This is a genomic window from Methylorubrum rhodesianum, from assembly GCF_014199985.1.
GTDB lineage: Bacteria > Pseudomonadota > Alphaproteobacteria > Rhizobiales > Beijerinckiaceae > Methylobacterium > Methylobacterium rhodesianum.
Genome location: NZ_JACHOS010000005.1, coordinates 213,944 through 228,400 on the forward strand (window position 1 = coordinate 213,944; position 14,457 = coordinate 228,400).

Consider the following 14,457-nt stretch of genomic DNA (forward strand, 5'->3'; position numbering starts at 1 on the left):
CGAGTCGTCGGGAATTTCGCGAATGAAGCCCTGCACGCAGCGCGGGTGCGACGGCTTACCCCACCTCGAATTCGCATGTGTCACCGGGGCGGATGCAACAAAACCGCCTGCTGTTGCCGCCGAACGACAGACGTTCGCCCCCACCGTTCTATCGTATTGTCTGCCGGGGACTTTGCCGGAGGATGCCGCGTGGAATGCGCAATTTGCGTCTTTCCGCAGGCTCTCAAGATTAGCCAGGGTCATGAGTGACCGGTCATGAGTGACGCACGACCCACAGACCGCCGGCCCGTCATCCTCGTCGTCGAGGACGAGCCCGACGAGCGCTACCTCGCGGCCGAGCTCCTGGAGGAGAAGGGCTTCGAGGTGATCGAGGCCGAGACGGCCGAGCGCGCCCTCGACATCCTGCGCCAGCGCGGCGACGGGATCGACGTGGTGTTCTCCGACGTGCGCACCCCGGGCACGATCGGCGGCTTCGAGCTGGCACGGATCATCGGCGTGACCTGGCCGCGCATCCGCATGCTGCTGACCTCGGGCGATGCGGGCGACCAGCCGAGCGACCTGCGCGTCACCGCGACCTTCATGCCCAAGCCCTGGCGTGCGCCGGAGATCCTGACGTGGCTGGAGGAGGCCGCGGGCCTCAGGCATCCGCCGGAGGGCTGAGCGCCGCCGCTTCGTTCCTCTTCCCTCTGCCGGAGAGGGGAGCCGCGGAAGGGGGATCGGGTTAAGGCGAGGGCCACCGCCGGAACGTGCGAAACCCGCCCGAGTCCCGCCCTGCCTCCGCAGGGCACCCTCCCCGCGAAGGGGGAGGGTTCATTTCGCTTACGCCGCTGCGACGGTCGCCTTCACGATCCGGTCCGGATCGCGCACGGGCTCGCCGCGCTTGATCGTGTCGACCACTTCCATGCCCTCGATCACCTTGCCCCAGACCGTGTACTGGCGGTCGAGGAAGCGGGCATCGGCGAAGCAGATGAAGAACTGCGAGTTCGCCGAGTGCGGGAAGTTGGTGCGCGCCATCGAGCAGGTGCCGCGCACGTGCGGCTCGGCGTTGAACTCGGCGTTGAGGTCGGGCAGCTCGGAGCCGCCCGAGCCGGTGCCGGTCGGATCGCCGGTCTGGGCCATGAAGCCGTCGATGACGCGGTGGAACGGCACGCCGTCGTAGAAGCCCTGCGACGCCAGGGTCTTGATCCGCTCGACGTGGTTCGGGGCGAGATCGGGGCGAAGCGCGATGACGACGCGGCCCTTGGTGGTCTCCAGGACGATGGTCTCGTTCGTCTCTGCCATGGCTTAAATTCCCTGTCCTCTGGGTCCGTCGTAGATGAAGCGCAGCGCCAGGGGGCGCCCCGCGATGGCGCCGCCGAGAGCCGGGGTGATCCGGACCGGCGTGCAGCGGGCGATCGCGTCGAGCGTCGCCCGTATCAGGATGTCCCGGGTCCGGGCGTCGCCCGGCGCCTTGGCGAAGGTGATCTGCGGCGTGCCGATCACCGAGCCGTCCCGGCGCAGCGAGAGCCGCGCCGTGATCTCCGCCCGCTCGAACCGGCTCAGACCCTCGGGCACCCGCCAGCAGGCGGCAAGCGCCGGATAGAGCGCCCGCAGGGTATCGGCCGGGGCCGGCTCCGGTCCCGCCGCAGGCAACGGCACCCGCTGCGTGCCCCGCAAGGTCTGGGGCAGGGTGCGCCAGGGTTCAATGCCCTCGAACGCATTCGCCCTGCCCGGTATGAGCGGGGCCGCGAGCGAGATGACGGACACGGCAAGCCCGGCCGCGAAGAGGCCGGCGCGACGGCCGGCCCGGCGACACGCGGTGCGTCCGGCCGCTATTGGCCGCCTCCGAGGGTCATCTTCACGATCTTGTCGGGATCCTGCACCGTGCCGTTATTGGCCTTGGAGCCCTTCTTGATCTTGTCGACCACGTCCATCCCGGAGGTGACGACGCCGACGACGGTGTAGTTGTTGTTCAGGAACTCGGCGTCGCCGATGCAGATGAAGAACTGGGAGTTGGCCGAGTTCGGATCGCCCGAGCGGGCCATGCCGACGGTGCCGCGCTTGAACGGGGCGGAGGAGAACTCGGCGGGGATGTTGGGCAGGCTGGAGCCGCCGGTGCCGTTGCCCTTGGGATCGCCGGTCTGGACCATGAAGCCGTCGATGACCCGGTGGAACTTCAAGCCGTTGTAGAAGCCTTGGCCGATCAGCGTCTTGAGCTGCTTGACGTGCTTCGGCGCGATCTCCGGGCGCAGCTCGATCGTCACCCGCCCATCCTTGGTCTCGAGGGTGACGGTGTTCTCGCCGGCCCGCGCCGGGGCGGCGAGGAGCATGGCGGAGAGGGCGAGGCCGAGGACGGCGTGGCGGCGGTTCATGCGGGCGGAAGCTCCGTGGTGGGGGTCAGGATTTGGCGAAGCGGGCGGCGAGCCGCGCGGCGACGAGGGGCGGCACGAAGGGCGAGACGTCGCCGCCCATGGCCGCGATCTGGCGCACCAGGGTGGCGGTGATCGGCCGCACCCCGGTGGAGGCGGGCAGGAACACGGTCTGAACCTCGGGCGCCATGGCGCCGTTCATGCCGGCGAGCTGCATCTCGTAATCGAGATCGGTGCCGTCGCGCAGGCCGCGGATGAACAGGCGGGCGCCGCAGCGCCGGGCGGCCGAGACGGCGAGATCGTCGAAGGTGACGACCTCCAGGCTCGCTCCCTCGGCGGCGGCCAGCGGCCCGCAGGTCTCGCGCAGCAGGGCGGCGCGCTCTTCGGCCGAGAACAGCGGCGCCTTGCCCGGATGCACGCCGATGGCCAGCACCAGCCGCGGCACGAGGCGGCAGGCCTGCCGCACCACGTCGAGGTGGCCGTTGGTGACCGGATCGAAGGAGCCGGCATAGAGGGCGGTGCGGGTCGTCACGGGAACGGGCCTAGAGCATTTTCCCCGCAAACGGAACCCGATGGCTTTCCGCCTCGTCACACCCCTCCGTCATTCCGGGGCGCCGCAGGCGAACCCGGAATCCATCCGTGTGCTCCGGCTCCGCATCACGGATGGATCCTGGTTCCGCTGCGCGGCCCCGGGATGACGAGAGCAGGCCTCAGGCCTCGTCCTCGCCGTTCTCCTCCTCGCCCTCGATATGCTCCACCGAGACGACGCGCTCGGCCTTGTCGGTGTTGAACACCGTCACGCCCTGCGAGGCGCGGCCGACGATGCGGATGTCGTCCACCGGCACGCGGATGAGCTGGCCGGCATTGGTGACCAGCATGATCTGGTCCGAGGCCTCGACGGGGAAGGAGGCGACGAGATTGCCGTTGCGGGCATTGACCCGCATCGCGGTGATGCCTTTGCCGCCGCGGCCCGAGGTGCGGTACTCGTAGGAGGACGAGCGCTTGCCGAAGCCCCGCTCGGACAGCGTCAGCACGAATTGTTCGTGCGCGCTCATCTCGGTGTAGCGCTCCTGCGAGATCGCCGCCTCGGCGGTCACCTCCTCGGCCTCCGGTGCATCGCCCTCGGCCTCGGCCTCGCCGATCACGGCGCGGCGCATCTTCAGATAGCCGGCGCGCTCCTCGGGCGAGGCGTCGAAGGCGTTGAGGATCGCCATCGAGATGACGGTGTCGTCCTTGCCCAAGTTGATCCCGCGCACGCCGGTCGAGTCGCGGCCCTTGAACACGCGCACGTCCTCGACGGGGAAGCGGATGCACTGACCAAGCGCCGTGGTGAGCAGCACGTTCTGGTCGGGCCGGCAGATCTCGACATGGACGATGTGGTCGCCCGGATCGAGCTTCATCGCGATCTTGCCGTTGCGGTTGACCTGGACGAAGTCCGACAGCTTGTTGCGACGGACATTGCCGGAGGCGGTGGCGAACATCACGTCGAGCGTCTCCCAGGACGCCTCGTCCTCGGGCAGCGGCATGATCGTGGTGATGCGCTCGCCCTCGTTCTGCAGGTGCAGGATGTTGACCAGCGCCTTGCCCCGGGCGTTCGGGGCGGCCACCGGCAGGCGCCAGACCTTCTCCTTGTAGGCTTGGCCCTGGTCGGAGAAGAACAGCACCGGCGTGTGCGTGTTGGCCACGAACAGCCGCGTGACGAAATCCTCGTCGCGGGTGGCCATGCCGGTCCGGCCCTTGCCGCCGCGCTTCTGCGACCGGTAGGTCGAGAGCGGCACCCGCTTGACGTAGCCGGCATGGGACACGGTCACGACCATGTCCTCGCGGGCGATCAGATCCTCGTCCTCGACGCTGAAGTCGGAATCGATGATCTCGGTCTTGCGCGGGGTGGCGAACAGCTCGCGCACCTCGGCCAGCTCGTCCTTGACGATCGCCTGGATGCGGGCGCGGGAGCGCAGGATGTCGAGATAATCGGCGATCTCGTCGGCGAGCTTCTTCAGCTCGTCGCCGATCTCGTCGCGGCCGAGCGCGGTCAGGCGCTGGAGGCGAAGGTCGAGGATGGCGCGGGCCTGGGTCTCCGACAGGCGGTAGGTGCCGTCGTCGGCGACGCGGTGGCGCGGATCGTCCACGAGCGCGATCAGCGGAGCGATGTCGTGGGCCGGCCAGTCGCGGGCCATCAACGCCTCGCGGGCGGTGTTCGGGTCCGGCGAGGTGCGGATCAGGCGGATCACCTCGTCGATGTTGGCCACCGCGATGGCCAGACCGCACAACACGTGGGCGCGCTCGCGCGCCTTGTTGAGCAGGAACTTGGTGCGCCGGGAGACGACCTCCTCGCGGAAGTCGTTGAAGGCCTGGAGCAGGTCCTTCAGGTTCATCAGCTCCGGCCGGCCGCCGTTGAGCGCCACCATGTTGGCGCCGAACGAGGTCTGGAGCGGAGTGTAACGGTAGAGCTGGTTCAGGACGACGTCGGCCATGGCGTCGCGCTTGATCTCGACGACGATGCGCATGCCGTCGCGGTCGGATTCGTCGCGCAGGTCCGAGATGCCCTCGATGCGCTTGTCCTTCACCAGCTCGGCGATCTTCTCGATCAGCGTCGCCTTGTTCACCTGATACGGGATCTCGGTGAAGATCAGCGCCTCGCGCTCCTTGCGCAGCTCCTCCACGTGCGAGCGGGCGCGCATGATGATCGAGCCGCGGCCGGTGGTGTAGGCCTGCCGGGTGCCGGCCCGGCCGAGGATCATGCCGCCGGTGGGGAAGTCGGGGCCGGGGACGATCTCGTTGAGCGCCTCGATGGTCAGGCCCGGATCGTCGATCAGCGCGACGCAGGCATCGACCAATTCGCCGAGATTGTGCGGCGGGATGTTGGTGGCCATGCCGACCGCGATGCCGCCCGCGCCGTTGACCAGCAGATTCGGGAAGCGGGCGGGGAGAACCGTCGGCTCCTCGTGGGCCTCGTCGTAGTTGGGCCTGAAATCGACGGTGTTCTTGTCGATGTCGGTCAGCAGCGCGACGGCGGGCTTGGCGAGCCTCGATTCGGTGTAGCGCATGGCCGCGGCGGGATCGCCGTCGACCGAGCCGAAATTGCCCTGCCCGTCGATGAGCATCAGGCGCATGGAGAAGTCCTGCGCCATGCGGACCAAGGCGTCGTAGATCGATTGGTCGCCGTGGGGATGGTACTTACCGATCACGTCGCCGACGATGCGGGCCGACTTGACGTATTTGCGCTCCGGCAGGTGCCCCGACTCGAAGGCCGAGTAGAGGATGCGCCGGTGCACCGGCTTGAGGCCGTCGCGGGCATCGGGCAGCGCCCGGCTCACGATGACGCTCATGGCGTAATCGAGATAGGAGCGGCGCATCTCGTCGGTGATGGAGACGGGTTTGATGTCGGTCGCGGGCGGCGGCGTGCCGGAGTCGTCCTTGTCGTCTGCCAACGTCGTTCTCTCGATCTTCTGTTCGTTCAGGCCGGGCTCAGAGGCATCGAAGCCCCGATCCGGTCGCCGATCCCGCTTCCACCCTCATCACGGGAGGCCTCTCGCGATGAGGGTGGAAGCGGGACGCACCATGGCCGACCAAAGGCCGTCGTTTCAGTTACTTAAATATGAATTCCAGGGCTCCGGCACAACATCGGCGCCCCCGCCAGCGGCGCTTTGCCAGCCTCTCAGGAAAGCCGCGCCAGCACCGCCTCGGCGGCGGCCAGATCCTCCGGTGCATTGAGGTTGAGAAAGGGATCGACCGGCTCCACCGGCCAGGCCGCGACCGCCGCCCCGTGCCGCTCGATGAACCCGCCGACCCGCCGCTCGCCGCGCGCGATCCAGTCACGCAGGTCGTCGCGCAAAGCCACCGGCCAGAGGGCGCTGGTGAAGTGGCGCCGCTCTCCGGACGCCGCGAGCGCGATCGGCTTCCCCTCCGCCGCAGCGGCGGCGGCGAGGCGCGCCACGAAGTCGTGGGGCAGAAACGGCGCATCGCCCGGCACGCTGGCGAGATGCGTGACGCCGGGCAGGACGGCGGCGGCCTCCATCCCGGCGAGGATGCCGGCCAGCGGCCCCGGATGCCCCGGAACGGAATCCGGCAGGACCTCGCCCGGAAAGACGTCGCGGAAGCGGGACGGGTCGCCGTTGGCGCTGAGCGCGAGACCGCCCGGGCATTGCGGCTGGAGGCGCTCGGCGACGCGCTCCAGCAGGGTGCGTCCCGCGAGCCGGAGCAGAGGCTTGTCGCCCCCGCCCATCCGCCGAGACAGGCCGCCGGCCAGAATGAGGCCTAAAGTGCCCGCCCCGAGGACTGGCGGACTCACTCGATGACGATCTTCGGCGCCGCCCGGCCGGCGGGCGCGCCGGTGAGATTGCCCCAGAGCTTCCGGGCGATCTCGCTGTAGACCTTGGCCTGCGGTCCGTCGGGATCGGTCGCGACCACGGGGCGGCCGGCATCCGAGGTCTCGCGGATCGCCATGGTCAGCGGGATCTCGCCGAGGAAGGGCACCTCCAGGCGCTCGGCCTCGTGGCGGGCGCCGCCATGGCCGAAGATCGCAGAGGCATGGCCGCAATTCGGGCAGATGAAGGTCGCCATGTTCTCGATCACGCCGAGGATCGGCACGGAGACCTTGCGGAACATGGTCACGCCGCGGCGGGCGTCGATCAGCGCCAGATCCTGTGGCGTCGAGACGATCACGGCGCCCGAGAGCGGCGTCGCCTGGGCCATGGTCAGCTGCGCGTCGCCCGTGCCGGGGGGCATGTCGACCACGAGCACGTCGAGCGCGCCCCAGGCCACGTCGCGCAGCATCTGGGTGATGGCCGACTGCACCATCGGCCCGCGCCAGATCATCGCCGATTCCGGCTCGATCAGCAGGCCGATCGACATCGCCTTCAGCCCGTAGGCCTGCAGCGGCTCCAGGGTCTTGCCCTCGATCACCCGCGGCTTGCCGGAGAGCCCCAGGAGCTTCGGCACCGAGGGGCCGTAGATGTCGGCATCGAGAAGGCCGACCCGCAGGCCCTGAGCGCTCAGCGCGAGGGCGAGGTTGCAGGCCGTGGTGGACTTGCCGACGCCGCCCTTGCCCGAGGCCACCGCCACGATGTGGCGCACGCCGGGCAGAGCGTTCCCCTGGGCGTTCCCTTGAGCGTTCCCTTGGGCATTCCCCGGCGCGCTGCCCGGACGGGGCGGAGCGACCGGGCCGCCGGATTGGCGCGGCGCGCCCGGAGCCGGGCCGGAGGCTCCGCGCTCCGCGGTGAGGCTCGCCAGCACGCTCGACACGCCGGGCAGGGCCAGCACGCGGCCCTCCGCCTCGCGGCGGACCGGCTCGAAGCGCTCGGCCTCGCTCGGATCGATCAGGATCGAGAACATCACCCGGTTGCCCGGATCGATCACCACCTGAGAGAGGCGACCGGAGGCGGGCAGAGTCGTGCCGCCGCGATCGACCGTCACGGTCGAGAGCGCCTTGAGCACATCGTCGCGCGTGATCGCCAAAACTCGAACTCCATCGGGCCATAGGGGCGGCCCATGCCGCTCCCGTTCATCTAACCAGCCACGCGGGAAACACCAGCCCGTGACCGCTCCTCAACGCCGCCGTCCCGGCGGGATGGCGATCAGGTTGCATTCCTCCATGGGCCCGCGCACCACCGAGCCGTCGCCCCGCCGGTAGACGCCGCGGCGCACGTGCCGGCAGCCGACGGGGCCGCGCAGCCGCTTCACCCGCTCGATATGGACGCTGCGGTAGCGTCGATTCGAGAAATCGTGGCCGCCGATGCGCACGCCGGGGCCGAACCGCACCGCCGCGGAGGCCGGCACCGCAAGGGCCATCAACAGCGCTGCCAGCCATGCAAGCCTCATCCACCCCCTCCCGACGGGACGCCTGAACCAAGACCGGCCTCGCTCGTTGTCGAGGCAATCGCCGGGCGGCCGTTTCCGCCCGGCTCACACCATTGACGACATTCGGAGAACGGATCGCCATGCACCAGGGCAACCATCGCGACCACGAGGGCGCGAAGAAGCTCTTCGAGCTGACCAAGGACGTCAAGGTCGCGATGCTGACCACCGCCGACCAGAACGGCACACTGAACAGCCGTCCGATGTGGAACAACGAGATCGACGAGAACGGCGACATCTGGTTCTTCACCAAGCTGCACAGCCCGAAGACCGCCGAGATCAGCCGCGACAACCAAGTGAACCTGGCCTATTCGGACCCGTCGAGCCAGACCTACGTCTCGATCGCCGGCAAGGCCGAGGTGATCCGCGACCAGAAGCTCATCGACGAGAAGTGGCAGGAGAGCCTCAAGACGTGGTTCCCCAACGGGAAGAACGATCCCGAGGTCGGCCTGATCCGCATCCATCCCGAGCAGGGCGAGTACTGGGACAGCCCGTCCTCCACGATGGTCCACCTCTACGGCTACGTGAAGGCCTCGCTCACGGGCGAGAGCCCCAAGACGGAGACCAAGAAGGTCAATCTCGCCTGATCCTGGTGTCGCTGGGCCCCGCGCCCACCGCGTGACGTTCGGCGCTCCCGTTCCCGGCGGGAGCGCCTTTTTTGTCATGGGAGCCCCGACCCGTCGGCGTTGATCGCCGGGGCGATCCGTCCCAAGCTCGGGCGACACTTCCCGAACACGGACGGCCCATGATCGACCTCGCGAAGCGGGTCTACGACCACAATTTCCGCATCGACCCGATCGTGCGCTCCCTGCTCGATACGGATTTCTACAAGTTGCTGATGGCGCAGATGATCTTCCGCCGTCACTGCGACCTGCGGGTCAGCTTCGGGATCCAGAACCGCACGACGAGCGTGCGGGTGGCCGACGAGATCGACCTCGGAGAGCTGCGGGCGCAGCTCGACCACGCCCGCACGGTGCGCCTGAGCCGGGGCGAATCCACTTGGCTTCGCGGCAACACCTTCTACGGCCGCCGCCAGATCCTCTCCTCCGAGTTCATGGCGTGGTTCGAGACATTCCGGCTGCCGGACTACGAGCTGGAGGTCCGCGACGGACAGGTGGCGCTCAGCTTCCACGGCCCCTGGGTCGAGACCACGATGTGGGAGGTGCCGGCGCTGGCGATCCTCAACGAGCTGCGCTCGCGCGCGGTGCTGCGCGGCATGGGCAAGTTCGAGCTTCAGGTGCTCTATGCCCGCGCCATGACCCGGGTCTGGGAGAAGATCGAGCGGCTGAAGCGCCTGCCCGATCTCTCCATCGCCGATTTCGGCACGCGGCGGCGCCACGGCTTCCTGTGGCAGGACTGGTGCGTGCAGGCGATGAGCGAGGGCTTGGGCGAGCGGGCCTTCCTCGGCACCTCGAACTGCCTGATCGCCATGCGCCGCGAGGTCGAAGCGGTGGGCACCAACGCACACGAACTGCCGATGGTCTACGCCGCGCTCGCCGGCGACGACGATGAGGCGCTGGCCCAGGCGCCCTACGCCGTGCTCGCCGATTGGCAGCAGGACTATGCCGGCAACCTCCTAGTGGCCCTGCCCGACACCTACGGCACCACCGGCTTCCTCGCGAACGCCCCCGACTGGCTCACCGCCTGGACCGGCATCCGCATCGACTCGAAGGAGCCGATCGCGGGCGGCGAGGAGGCCCTGGCCTTCTGGCGATCGCGCGGCTGCGACCCGCGCGAAAAGCTCGCGATCTTCTCCGACGGGCTCGACATCGACGACATCGAGGCCATTCACGCCCATTTCCATGGCCGCATGCGCATCGGCTACGGCTGGGGCACGCGGCTGACCAACGATTTCCGCGGACTCGTGCCGGACGGGCGCCTCGACCCGATCTCGGTGGTCTGCAAGGTGACGGAGGCCGAGGGGCGTCCGACGGTCAAGATCTCCGACAACCCGAGCAAGGCGCAGGGGCCGGCGGCGGAGGTGGAGCGCTACAAGCGGGTGTTTGGCGTGGGCGCGCAGGCGGCGATGGCCGTGGTGGTGTGAGGCTGTTTCAGGATGGTTCTATCGAGGCCTGGAATGCTCCCTCTCCCCCGCACGCGGGAAGAGGGAGCCTCCGCGCGACCGGATGCGATCACCCGGCGCGGCCCTCACGTCCCCTCCACAGCCGCCTTTGCCGCCCGCTTCGCCGCCGCCTTGCGCTTCCACGGCGCGTCGGCCTCCCAGTCGCCGGCCATGATGCAGCCGTAGGGCTCCACCCGGTCGACGACCTCGGCCAGATCGTACTTGGCGATCTGGGCGCGCACGCTGCCCGCGTCCTTGTAGGCGCCCGGCAGCTCCGACAGGTCGGGCGTGCCGCAGAAGAAGCGCACGTCGATGCCCTCGGGCAGAGCGGGCGCGTTCTCCCGCAGGAACGCCTTGCGGCTCATGTTGCGGCCCGCCCCGTGCGGGGCGAAGCCCAGCGACGCCGCGTGGTCGCGGTGGCGGGCGATCAGGATCGGCTCGGCCATGTTGAGCGGGATCAGCGTGCGCCCGTCATCGTCGGCCGAGAACCCCTGCCATGACGGGGTCGCCCCCTTGCCGTGGTAGTAGAGCCCGTCGTCGCGGCGGAAGACGAAGTTGTGCTCGTTCCAGAACCGGTCCGCGACGGCGTTGCCCGTCTTGCGCGCCACGAAGTCGTGGAGTGCGTAGTGGCTCGCCTTGGTCCAGTCCCGCACGATCTGCAGCGCCTCCCAATAGGCCCGGCCGTCGTCGGACTCCGCTCGGATCCAGGCGTTGTGGGCCGGAACCCGCGGGGCAACGATCGCCGTGTGGCGGCGCGCGGCGGCCATGCCCTTCTTGTAGAGCTGGGCGCCGAGCCCGCGCGAGCCGTGATGGGTGACGAGCGCCACCTGCCCGGTCGAGGCGAGGTGCCCGACAGAGGCGAAGTGGTTGCCGTCGCCCTGGCTCGCGAAGTGGCCGACCGCGAGCCCCGCGAACGCGGCGAGGAAGCGGTTGCCCGCCACGCCCGCCATCACCGCGTCCGGCGGCGCAATCACGCCCTTCCGCCCGCCCGGTCCGAAATGCGTCACCGCCTGCACGGCATCGAGCACCCGCTTCGGGTCGTCGCCCCGGCGAAACACGGTGATCGCCACCGAGCAGCAGATATCGGCCGAGTGGAAGCCCGGATGAATCGCGTCCGCGCAGGCGACCGCGCCGCCCACGGGGATCGTGCCCTCGGCAAAACCCGAGGGGCAGGCATCCGGCATCACCGCGCCCTTCACGATGGTCGGCACCCGCATGAGCGCATCCATGTGCGCGATCACGGCGGCCGCGTTCGCCCGCTCGGCCTCCGTCTCGGCGTCGAGGAAGACGCCGAACGTGCGCCCGTTGGTCCGCATCGCGATCGCGTGGGAGGCGGGGTCGAGGGTGGCGAGATGCGCCTGGATCGCCGCATCGTCGGCGCCCTCGAGGCACATCGCGTTGGCGATGGCCACCGCCCGCGGGCCGTCCTCACCGAGGCAGCGCATCACCGCGACCGCGTTCTCCCGGGTCAGCGCCCGCTCGCCCGCGTAGTAGGAGCCGCTCTCCGAACCCAGCACCAGGAAGCGGTCGAGCCGCGCCCAGTCGCTGATTGCGAAGGCGTGGCCGCCGGCCGAATTCGGCACGGTGCGGGGCAGGGGCTCCGACTGCGTGGTGCGCCGGAGCGAGAACAGCTTTCCATGGTTCAACATCGCTCGCTCCTTTCTCCGCGGAGCGTTCTTGGCTTTTCGCCCCGAGGCTCGTGGCGGCCGCGCGGTCATGAATCGTGCGAGGGATTCCGACGCCTCGCGGCGCCCGGGATTCGAACCCAAGGACCTTATCACCCTCGCAATCCGGCCCGCGCGGCCGAATTCGTTTGTGCCGTCATCGGCCGTGCGGGCGTGGAAGGGAGACAGGAGGTCCGCTCGCGCGGCGTGCGTCGCCCGTCCGCCACCCGGGCATCGGACCTCGCGGCCCGTGGAATTCGAACCCGTCCTCTCGGCCGACGATCACCTGTCTCCATCGGCCCGCACGGCCGAATGTCTTGTCAGTCTGAGCCCGCGGCCGGACGGGTGTCCGGCTTGCGAGGGGCGCGGTCGTGGGGTTGAGGAAAGGGGCGCTCTATCCGGACTGAGCTACGGGCCTTGCGGCCCGGCGGGGCTCGAACCCGCGACCACCTCATGAAAAATGATAACCTTTCCTCTTCGGCCCGCGCGTCTTTGATAATTTTCCTACAACTTGGCCGCGCAGGGCCCTGCGGTCGTGGGCAGTCGGGGACGGGTTCGCTGAGCTACGGGCGTGATGCCCGGCGGAACGCGAATCCGCGACCTCCACGGCATGGCCGCGGCGCTCTACCGATAACCGGCCCCGTCCGGCCCGCAGGGGCCGCCGGGATGGGGAATGGGGATTGGATGGCCGCGCCGGAGCGGCGGCCACGCGGGCATGGGGGTGCGGACGGGGATGTCCTTGCGGACAACCGAGCCCTTCGCCCAGGGGCGTCAGGCGTTCGACTCCCTGAGATAACCGTCCGCTATCGGCCCGCGCGGCCGACCGGATCTGCTGCGACCGGATTCGATCGCATCGACCATAGCCTCTCGGACCCTGGACGGGCGCAAGCGGCGACGCTGTGGTCGTCGTATGTCATGCCTTGCTCCGTCGAGGCGGGGCCAATGGGGACGCGGACGTGAAAACGGGCGATCGGGGCTTCACGGGACAAGGTGATAACCGATGCCCACCGGCCCGCGCCGGTGATGCTTTTCAAGGTCTCGAGCCGGGCATGGGTGCGAACGAGCGGAAGCTTTCCCGTGCGGGTAAGGAGATAACGCTCGGTCTCCGGCCCGGCTGAGCCGATGGACCCGTGCTTACGGTTGTGCCGCGGATGCGTCAACCGGAAACTTGAAAATTCTTTCAGCTTCACTCATCTGCGGTCCATGCTCTCAGCCACCATCACCCCCGCCCAGATCCGCGCCGGCCGCGGCCTCCTCAAGTGGACGCAAGGGGTTCTGGCCCATCGCGCGGCGGTCTCGGTGGTGACGCTGAACATGATCGAGAGCGATCAGGTCGCCCCGCGCGCCAAGACCCTGGACGCGATCCGCTCGGTGCTCGAAGGCGAGGGCATCCGCTTCATCGGCGACGCGGACGAGGGTTTCGGTGTGGTGATGCGGCCGCGGACCGATGCGGCGGCGCGTCCGGACCGACCCGCGTCGCGGCAGAGGAAGCGAGGGCCGCAGCAGGAGAAGCAGCAAGAGAAGACGTCGCGTTCCATGCGGGCCGACACGTGAGCGCCCGCATCGATCTCAACGCCGATCTCGGCGAGGGATTCGGCCCCTGGCAGCTCGGCGACGATGCCGCGCTCCTCGACATCGTCACCTCGGCCAACGTCGCCTGCGGCTTCCACGCGGGTGACCCCGACATCATGGTCGAGACGGCGGCGGCGGCGCGGGTGCGCGGCGTGGCCATCGGCGCCCATCCGGGGTTCTTCGACCTGCGCGGCTTCGGCCGGAACCGGATTCAGGAGAGTCCGCGGCGAATCGAGCGCGACATCGCCTATCAGATCGGCGCGCTCCAGGCCTGCGCCGCGCTGGCGGGCGCCCGCGTCACCCACGTCAAGGCGCACGGCGCCCTCGCCAACCTCTCGAACGAGGACGAGGCGGTCGCCGACGCCCTCGCCCGGGCCGTGGCCGGGGTCGATCCGAGCCTCGTCCTGGTCGTGATGCCGGGGCTCGCCGCCGAGCGGGCCGGCGCGCGCGCCGGGCTGACCCTCGTGCGGGAGATCTACGCCGACCGCGCCTATGCCGAGGACGGCGGGCTCGCCCCCCGCGGCTCGCCGGGCGCCGTGATCCACGCGGCGGAGGAAGCCGCCGCGCGCGTCGCCCGCATGGTCGGGGAGGGTGCGGTCTTCACAATCGGAGGGCGACGCATTCCGGTTACGGTCGACACCGTCTGCGTCCACGGCGACAACCCGGAGGCTATAGCCATGGCACGAGCCGTGCGCATGGCGTTGGAGTTCGCGGGTTTTAGCCTCCGGCCCTTCGCCGATTCTTCCGCCGGCTCCTTCGCGAAGACCTGCCCGGGCTCCTGACCGACCGCCCTGTTACGGCAAAGTTTCAGGGATCGATTTCGGCCTCCTCACGGTTTCTTGAGTTCAAGTGCCTCCGGGCACCGACGGCTGTGCCGCCCCCGGCCCTCGAGCAGGATGAGGGCCCGCCTTGCGGCGCGATCCGGCGGGTCGGCACGAAGCGTGGCGTGAGAAGG

The 14,457-nt window shown here is 69.4% G+C and carries 14 protein-coding genes and 1 tRNA gene; 5 read left to right on the forward strand and 10 right to left on the reverse strand.

Annotated elements, in window-relative coordinates; all coding sequences use genetic code 11:
- Positions 1-255 precede the first annotated feature (255 nt).
- The gene (locus HNR01_RS09480; RefSeq protein WP_017483537.1) at positions 256-660 is read left to right on the forward strand and encodes a response regulator; all 405 of its coding nucleotides are present in this window, start codon (positions 256-258) and stop codon (positions 658-660) included.
- A gap of 159 nt (positions 661-819) precedes the next feature.
- Here HNR01_RS09480 and HNR01_RS09485 read toward each other — a convergent pair whose 3' ends face one another.
- The 8 genes from HNR01_RS09485 to HNR01_RS09520 form a co-directional block, all read right to left on the reverse strand.
- Positions 820-1,281, reverse strand: coding sequence for a peptidylprolyl isomerase (locus tag HNR01_RS09485; protein ID WP_017483538.1), 462 nt, complete (start codon positions 1,279-1,281; stop codon positions 820-822).
- A 3-nt stretch (positions 1,282-1,284) separates the two neighbouring features.
- The gene (locus tag HNR01_RS09490) at positions 1,285-1,746 is read right to left on the reverse strand and encodes a UCP034077 family protein (RefSeq protein ID WP_017483539.1); all 462 of its coding nucleotides are present in this window, start codon (positions 1,744-1,746) and stop codon (positions 1,285-1,287) included.
- Positions 1,747-1,811: 65 nt separating this feature from the next.
- Positions 1,812-2,351, reverse strand: a complete 540-nt coding sequence (locus HNR01_RS09495; RefSeq protein WP_017483540.1) for a peptidylprolyl isomerase — start codon at positions 2,349-2,351, stop codon at positions 1,812-1,814.
- Between the two features lie 25 nt (positions 2,352-2,376).
- Entirely contained in the window at positions 2,377-2,880 is a 504-nt protein-coding gene (coaD, locus tag HNR01_RS09500; protein WP_183667531.1) for a pantetheine-phosphate adenylyltransferase, read from the reverse strand.
- A gap of 178 nt (positions 2,881-3,058) precedes the next feature.
- Positions 3,059-5,779 carry a DNA gyrase subunit A gene (gene gyrA / locus HNR01_RS09505; protein ID WP_183667532.1) on the reverse strand — a complete coding sequence of 907 codons (2,721 nt, stop codon included), beginning with the start codon at positions 5,777-5,779 and terminating at the stop codon, positions 3,059-3,061.
- Between the two features lie 227 nt (positions 5,780-6,006).
- Entirely contained in the window at positions 6,007-6,639 is a 633-nt protein-coding gene (gene mobA / locus HNR01_RS09510) for a molybdenum cofactor guanylyltransferase MobA (RefSeq protein WP_183667533.1), read from the reverse strand.
- A complete protein-coding gene (locus HNR01_RS09515; RefSeq protein WP_183667534.1) occupies positions 6,636-7,805 on the reverse strand; it encodes an Mrp/NBP35 family ATP-binding protein in 1,170 nt (389 codons plus the stop codon). The genes mobA and HNR01_RS09515 overlap by 4 nt, the downstream gene beginning before the upstream one ends.
- Positions 7,806-7,895: 90 nt before the next feature.
- Positions 7,896-8,168: a hypothetical protein gene (locus HNR01_RS09520; protein ID WP_183667535.1), complete on the reverse strand. Its 273-nt coding sequence runs from the start codon at positions 8,166-8,168 to the stop codon at positions 7,896-7,898.
- Positions 8,169-8,287: 119 nt separating this feature from the next.
- Between HNR01_RS09520 and HNR01_RS09525 the strand changes: the two genes are divergently transcribed.
- Both HNR01_RS09525 and HNR01_RS09530 read left to right on the forward strand, forming a co-directional pair.
- Entirely contained in the window at positions 8,288-8,791 is a 504-nt protein-coding gene (locus HNR01_RS09525; RefSeq protein ID WP_017483546.1) for a pyridoxamine 5'-phosphate oxidase family protein, read from the forward strand.
- Between the two features lie 158 nt (positions 8,792-8,949).
- Complete coding sequence (locus tag HNR01_RS09530) at positions 8,950-10,248, forward strand: nicotinate phosphoribosyltransferase (RefSeq protein ID WP_183667536.1); 1,299 nt, start codon at positions 8,950-8,952, stop codon at positions 10,246-10,248.
- 104 nt (positions 10,249-10,352) lie between these two features.
- Here HNR01_RS09530 and HNR01_RS09535 read toward each other — a convergent pair whose 3' ends face one another.
- Positions 10,353-11,915 (reverse strand): RtcB family protein, encoded by a 1,563-nt coding sequence (locus tag HNR01_RS09535; protein ID WP_183667537.1) that lies wholly within the window; start codon positions 11,913-11,915, stop codon positions 10,353-10,355.
- Between the two features lie 433 nt (positions 11,916-12,348).
- Positions 12,349-12,416 (reverse strand) — tRNA-Ser (locus HNR01_RS09540).
- A gap of 717 nt (positions 12,417-13,133) precedes the next feature.
- On the opposite strand from HNR01_RS09540, the gene HNR01_RS09545 reads away from it, so the two are divergent.
- Together HNR01_RS09545 and HNR01_RS09550 are read left to right on the forward strand one after the other, a co-directional pair.
- Complete coding sequence (locus HNR01_RS09545) at positions 13,134-13,484, forward strand: helix-turn-helix domain-containing protein (RefSeq protein WP_183667538.1); 351 nt, start codon at positions 13,134-13,136, stop codon at positions 13,482-13,484.
- Positions 13,481-14,284, forward strand: coding sequence for a LamB/YcsF family protein (locus tag HNR01_RS09550; RefSeq protein WP_183667539.1), 804 nt, complete (start codon positions 13,481-13,483; stop codon positions 14,282-14,284). Before HNR01_RS09545 ends, HNR01_RS09550 begins: the two co-directional genes overlap by 4 nt.
- Positions 14,285-14,457: the final 173 nt, after the last annotated feature.

Coding starts and splice junctions, on each gene's coding strand:
- HNR01_RS09545 (WP_183667538.1), top strand. CDS start 13,134: ATGCTCTCAGCCACCATCACCCCCGCCCAGATCCGCGCCGGCCGCGGC.
- HNR01_RS09480 (WP_017483537.1), top strand. CDS start 256: ATGAGTGACGCACGACCCACAGACCGCCGGCCCGTCATCCTCGTCGTC.
- HNR01_RS09535 (WP_183667537.1), bottom strand. CDS start 11,915: ATGTTGAACCATGGAAAGCTGTTCTCGCTCCGGCGCACCACGCAGTCG.
- HNR01_RS09495 (WP_017483540.1), bottom strand. CDS start 2,351: ATGAACCGCCGCCACGCCGTCCTCGGCCTCGCCCTCTCCGCCATGCTC.
- HNR01_RS09530 (WP_183667536.1), top strand. CDS start 8,950: ATGATCGACCTCGCGAAGCGGGTCTACGACCACAATTTCCGCATCGAC.
- HNR01_RS09525 (WP_017483546.1), top strand. CDS start 8,288: ATGCACCAGGGCAACCATCGCGACCACGAGGGCGCGAAGAAGCTCTTC.
- HNR01_RS09520 (WP_183667535.1), bottom strand. CDS start 8,168: ATGAGGCTTGCATGGCTGGCAGCGCTGTTGATGGCCCTTGCGGTGCCG.
- HNR01_RS09485 (WP_017483538.1), bottom strand. CDS start 1,281: ATGGCAGAGACGAACGAGACCATCGTCCTGGAGACCACCAAGGGCCGC.